At 43.9% G+C, this 5,303-nt stretch carries 4 protein-coding genes; all 4 read left to right on the top strand.

The features are described from left to right. The first annotated feature begins 273 nt into the window (after positions 1-273). A complete protein-coding gene (gene ppsA, locus ACQR30_RS03865; RefSeq protein ID WP_429731521.1) occupies positions 274-2,691 on the top strand; it encodes a phosphoenolpyruvate synthase in 2,418 nt (805 codons plus the stop codon). A 347-nt stretch (positions 2,692-3,038) separates the two neighbouring features. Continuing rightward, a complete protein-coding gene (locus ACQR30_RS03870; protein WP_429731524.1) occupies positions 3,039-3,743 on the top strand; it encodes a peroxiredoxin family protein in 705 nt (234 codons plus the stop codon). A 72-nt stretch (positions 3,744-3,815) separates the two neighbouring features. Then, complete coding sequence (locus tag ACQR30_RS03875; protein ID WP_429731527.1) at positions 3,816-4,031, top strand: hypothetical protein; 216 nt, start codon at positions 3,816-3,818, stop codon at positions 4,029-4,031. 147 nt (positions 4,032-4,178) lie between these two features. After that, the coding region (locus ACQR30_RS03880) for a M16 family metallopeptidase (RefSeq protein ID WP_429731530.1) at positions 4,179-5,303 on the top strand (1,125 nt) is incomplete at its 3' end.

The raw sequence follows: 5,303 nt of genomic DNA on the forward strand, positions 1-5,303 counted from the left end.
AACATCTAAACCTGGTAAAACAAAAGTTTGAGGCTGAGAAAAATTAAAAAGGTATTCTTTAAAATAGAAACTTAGTTTTCAATTGATAAGTTGAGTACTAACTAAGAATTGGAATAAGTGGTTTAATGATATCTCATGTGCTTGAAACATAGTGCACCGGGGCTTCTTTTTTAGGATGGCCCCTTATTTTAAAATTAAAACATAACAAATGTTTGTAAGTAAAAATAAGCAAATTAATTCAATTGTACAATTATAAATAAAATAATTATTGTTATGCAACAATCTATTGTATTACCGCTGGAAGGCTTGGGATTAAGTGATATTGCTCTGGTTGGCGGCAAGTGTGCCTCACTGGGAGAAATGGTCACCCACCTCTCGGTGCTGGGCATCAACGTGGCGTCGGTGTTCGCTATCTCCACAGCGGCTTATTACCTGTTTATGCAGGTGAGTGGATTGGAACAGTTTATAAAAGACCAGATACAAAAAATCGATTTTAAAGATATTGAGTCTTTACGGAGGTCAGGACTGTTGATCCGCCAAGCCATCAGCAATACAAAATTTCCTTACGAACTAAGCATAGTAATAATAGAAGCCTATCAAAACCTCTCCAAAACTTACGGGCAGGATTATACGGACGTGGCAGTAAGATCTTCTGCTACGGCAGAAGATTTGCCGGATGCTTCCTTTGCAGGTCAGCAAGAGACTTATCTAAATGTGCGCGGTAATGCTTCCCTAATTGACGCTGTCAGGAACTGCTTTGCTTCACTTTTTACAGACAGGGCGATCAGCTACCGTGAAAATTTTCATTATGATCATTTTTCTATAGGCTTATCGGTTTGTGTACAAAAGATGGTACGTTCCGATCTGGGTTCCAGTGGGGTCGCTTTTTCCCTAGATACCGAGACAGGCTTTAAAGATGCTGTCATCATTAACGGTTCCTTTGGTCTGGGAGAAATGGTGGTACAGGGATCGGTTTCTCCCGATGAATTTATCACCTTTAAACCCCTGTTGCGGCAAGGCTTTCCCGCGATAATCGAAAAGAAATTGGGGAAGAAAGATAAGCAGATGGTTTATGGAAACAACTCTGATGAACGTGTGAAAATTATTCAGACAGATAAGGCGCAACAACAGAAGTTTTGTTTAAGTGACCCACAAATTATTCAGTTATCCAAATGGGTTTGCACGATCGAGAAATATTATTCCGATTTAAAAAATAAATGGTGTCCCGTCGATGTCGAATGGGCGACCGATGGATTAACCGGCAATCTATTTATTGTCCAGGCACGCCCCGAAACAATTCATTCCAGAAAAGATGTAACAAAAATATTAGAATACAGCATAGATCAAACGCAAAAGAGAAAGGAGCTTTTAAGAGGTATCGCCGTAGGAGATGGTATTGCCAGTGGTAAAGTCAATATCCTTTATTCTTTGGACAAACGTATAAGTGAAGGGAGTATCTTTAAAAACGGAGACGTTTTGGTAACAGATATGACAGATCCGGACTGGGAACCCATTATGAAGATGGCCTCTGCAATTATTACCAACAAAGGCGGGCGTACCTGTCATGCGGCTATTGTAGCCAGAGAGATGGGCGTGCCGGCGATTGTTGGTTGCGGTAATGCAACAGAGTTGTTATTGGTGGATCAGGAAATCACTGCTTCTTGTATAGAAGGTGACGAAGGCATTGTGTATGAAGGCAAGGTCAATTTTGCATCCAAGGAAATTGATTTAAATACACTGCCCACCATTAAAACAACCATAAAATTGAATGTGGGCTCTCCCTCGTTGGCCTTTAAATTTGCCAACCTGCCCAATAAAGGAGTGGGGCTTGCCAGAGAGGAGTTTATCATTAATAATTATATTAAAGTACATCCACTGGCTTTACTACAGCATCGGCAGTTAAAAGATGAAGAACTTTCTTCAGCAATAGCTTCTCTTATCAAAGGATTTGCATCGGAGCGGGATTACTTTATCGAAAAACTATCTTTTGGCATAGCGAAGATTGCAGCGGCCTTTTATCCCAATGAAGTAATCGTGCGGTTTTCCGATTTTAAGAGTAACGAATATTACAACCTGCTCGGCGGCAAATATTTTGAACCGAAAGAAGAAAACCCCATGATAGGCTGGCGTGGTGCTTCCAGGTATTATTCGGAAAAATTCAAGCAAGCCTTTGGATTGGAATGTGCTGCTATTCAAAAAGTCCGCAGTGGACTGGGTTTTAAAAACGTTGTGGTCATGATTCCTTTTTGCAGAACGCCGGAAGAGTTATTGAAGGTGTTGGCGGTAATGAAAGAATTTGGCTTGGAGCGTGGCAAGGACGGCCTGAAGGTTTATTTGATGGCAGAGCTTCCTTCGAATATTATTTTGGCAAAAGAATTTGCTAAAAATATAGATGGTTTCTCCATTGGTTCCAATGATTTGACGCAATTGACACTGGGTCTTGACAGAGACTCTTCCTTAGTTGCAGATTTATATGATGAACGTAATGAAGCCGTGAAGCTCATGATTGAATCTTTAATTGATTCAGCCAGGCAGGCAGGTGTTGCCGTGGGCATATGTGGACAGGGACCTTCTGATCATCCTGACTTTGCTGCATTTTTGGTAGCGAAAGGAATTGACAGCATCTCGGTCACCCCTGATGCGGTCATTAAAACCATTGGGGCGATTCATGAAATTGAAAATACCAGGTGATACCATTAGGTCAAATAGACGGCAACGGTAAATTTTTTAGGCTCGACTATTAAAGTTTTATTATTTTCTGTTCTTTACTCAGCGGGGTTTCTTGTCTAAGATGACCCCTCATTTTTGAATCGCGGGATGAACCAAAGATCTTTGGCATGGCTAAATAAACCGATCTTATAAAGAACGAAAGAGCCGCTATTTTTTATTTTTATTAAAACCCGAGAATAAAAATGATATTCAAATAGGCAGGCCCTTATTTTACAGATTCCAAGTTTAGTGGCAGCAGCTTTATAACAGACGACAATAATTACAAAGCAGTCTTAAAAGGCGACGCCCTGTTAGCAAGCACTCAGGATGTGGAGCAAAAAGCCATGACAGCCTACCAACAAAAAGACCAGGCCGCCTTTGATGCCCTAAAGCCCCAGTTACAAGCCCGACAGGCAGAAGTACTAAAAATTACCAAAGAGTGGATAGCTGCACATCCCCGTTCCCAGTACAGCACCGTACTGGTAGCCACCAGCCTCGCCCGCATGCAGCCCATGAGTGCCACGATAGCTGACTTTAATAAACTCAAGCCCGAAGCCACAGACAATGTCATCGGCAAGCAGTTAGCCGCCATCGTAAAAAAACAAAGTGCCGTATCCATCGGCAAACAAGCGCCCGATTTTAGCCAGCAAGATACCAAAGGTAAACAGGTAAAGCTTTCTGATTTTAGAGGCAAATATGTATTGATAGATTTCTGGGCCAGCTGGTGTGGTCCCTGCCGTGCAGAAAACCCCAATGTAGTCAAAGCATACAACGAATATAAGACGAAGAACTTCACTATACTGGGCGTATCACTCGACCAGAGCAAAGACAACTGGCTGCAGGCCATCCAAAAAGACGGTCTTGAGTGGACAGAAGTCTCCGATTTAAAATATTGGAAAAATGAGGTAGCCGTAAAATACGGGGTAACCGGCATTCCAATCAACTTTTTAGTAGATCCACAAGGCAAAATCATCGCGACAAACCTTCGCGGTGATGACCTGGAAAATAAGCTCAAAGAAGTGCTCGGTAGTTGATATAAATAAGCTATTCTAAAAAGCGAACCAACGAACGAATTAACCCAGCCAACCAAACTAAACCGGATAAAGATGGAACAATCCATGACGCTACGTTTCAGTCATTATGAAGATGAGGAGTTAGCCGCCCTTGCGCAGCAGCTGCTAAAACAGAAAATAGATAAGACAGCCATGTTAACAGAGGAACTTAACGCTTTTAATACGACTCTAAAAAGGGCAGAGACAGATAAAAGAAAAGAGCGTAAACGACGAGTATTAGAAAATACGTTGGCAAGCTTATTAGATTAAGAGGAAGCGTATAAGGATCTTAAGCAAACAAAGACTTAAAATTAAGCCTAAATACATAAGCGGTAAATAAAGCCAGTGGTGGAAGATCTACATTCGCTTATACAATGGATAACATACACGTAACTAATTAACTAAACGAAAAAAGTCATGTTCAAGAACTATTTAGTAAAAGCAGCCCTGGCCTGCGCGGCAGTGCTGCTAATGGCGCCCATGAGCCTCCAGGCGCAGACGCAGACGCCCGATCTCACCCAAGCCCTGGGCAAAGACACCGCCGTCACGACCGGCAAGCTAGCCAACGGCCTCACCTATTATATCAAGCCCAACGCCAAGCCCGCCCAGAAAGTAGAGTTAAGACTCGTGGTCAAAGCCGGGTCTATACTAGAGAACCCCGACCAGCAAGGTCTCGCCCACTTTATGGAACATATGGAGTTCAACGGCTTAAAACACTATCCCAAAAACGAACTCGTCGACTATCTGCAAAAGATCGGCGTCCGGTTTGGCGCCGACCTTAATGCCAATACCGGCTGGGACAGGACCTATTTTATGCTACCCATCCCCACCGACAACCCCGGGAATTTAGAGAAAGGCTTCCAGATCGTCGGCGACTGGGCCGGCGGGGCGCTAATCACCACGGATGAAGTCAACGAAGAGCGCCACGTCATCCTAGAAGAGCTACGCATGCGCGACTTAAATGCCCAGACGCGGATGCTTAGAAAATTCCTGCCCGACATGCTCAACGACTCCCGGTATGCCTACCGCATGTCCGGCGGCAAAGACAGCATCGTAGCGGACGCCAACCCAGAACTTATCCGAGACTTCTACCACGACTGGTACCGTCCCGACCTGATGGCCGTCATCGTGGTCGGCGATATAACGGTGGCCAAAGCCAAGACACTACTAGAAAAATACTTCGGTAGTCTAAAAGCCCCCAAAGACGAAAGAGCCAGAACTTACTATCACGTAAAGCCCTACACGAAGAAACAAGCCCTGGTCGTAACCGATTCCGAAACCACCAGCTACGGCTATACCCTCATGTATCCCGCCCATAAAGAAAAGATAGAAACCACGCTCGCGGATTTTAGACAAAGCTTAATCAAAGATATTTTTACCCAAACGATCAACAGAAAGCTCAGAGACCTGTCCCACGCAGCCAACCCACCCTTTGCTGACGCACAGCTAGACCTCAGCGGCAGTATCGGCGGTATCACCCTGCAAGACGAAGGCATGGAGCTAGACGTCACGCCCATCGATAATTTACAACAGTCAATAGAC

It is taken from the genome of Arachidicoccus sp., assembly GCF_050436765.1.
Classification (GTDB): Bacteria; Bacteroidota; Bacteroidia; order Chitinophagales; family Chitinophagaceae; genus Arachidicoccus.

Coding starts and splice junctions, on each gene's coding strand:
- ppsA (WP_429731521.1), top strand. CDS start 274: ATGCAACAATCTATTGTATTACCGCTGGAAGGCTTGGGATTAAGTGAT.
- ACQR30_RS03875 (WP_429731527.1), top strand. CDS start 3,816: ATGGAACAATCCATGACGCTACGTTTCAGTCATTATGAAGATGAGGAG.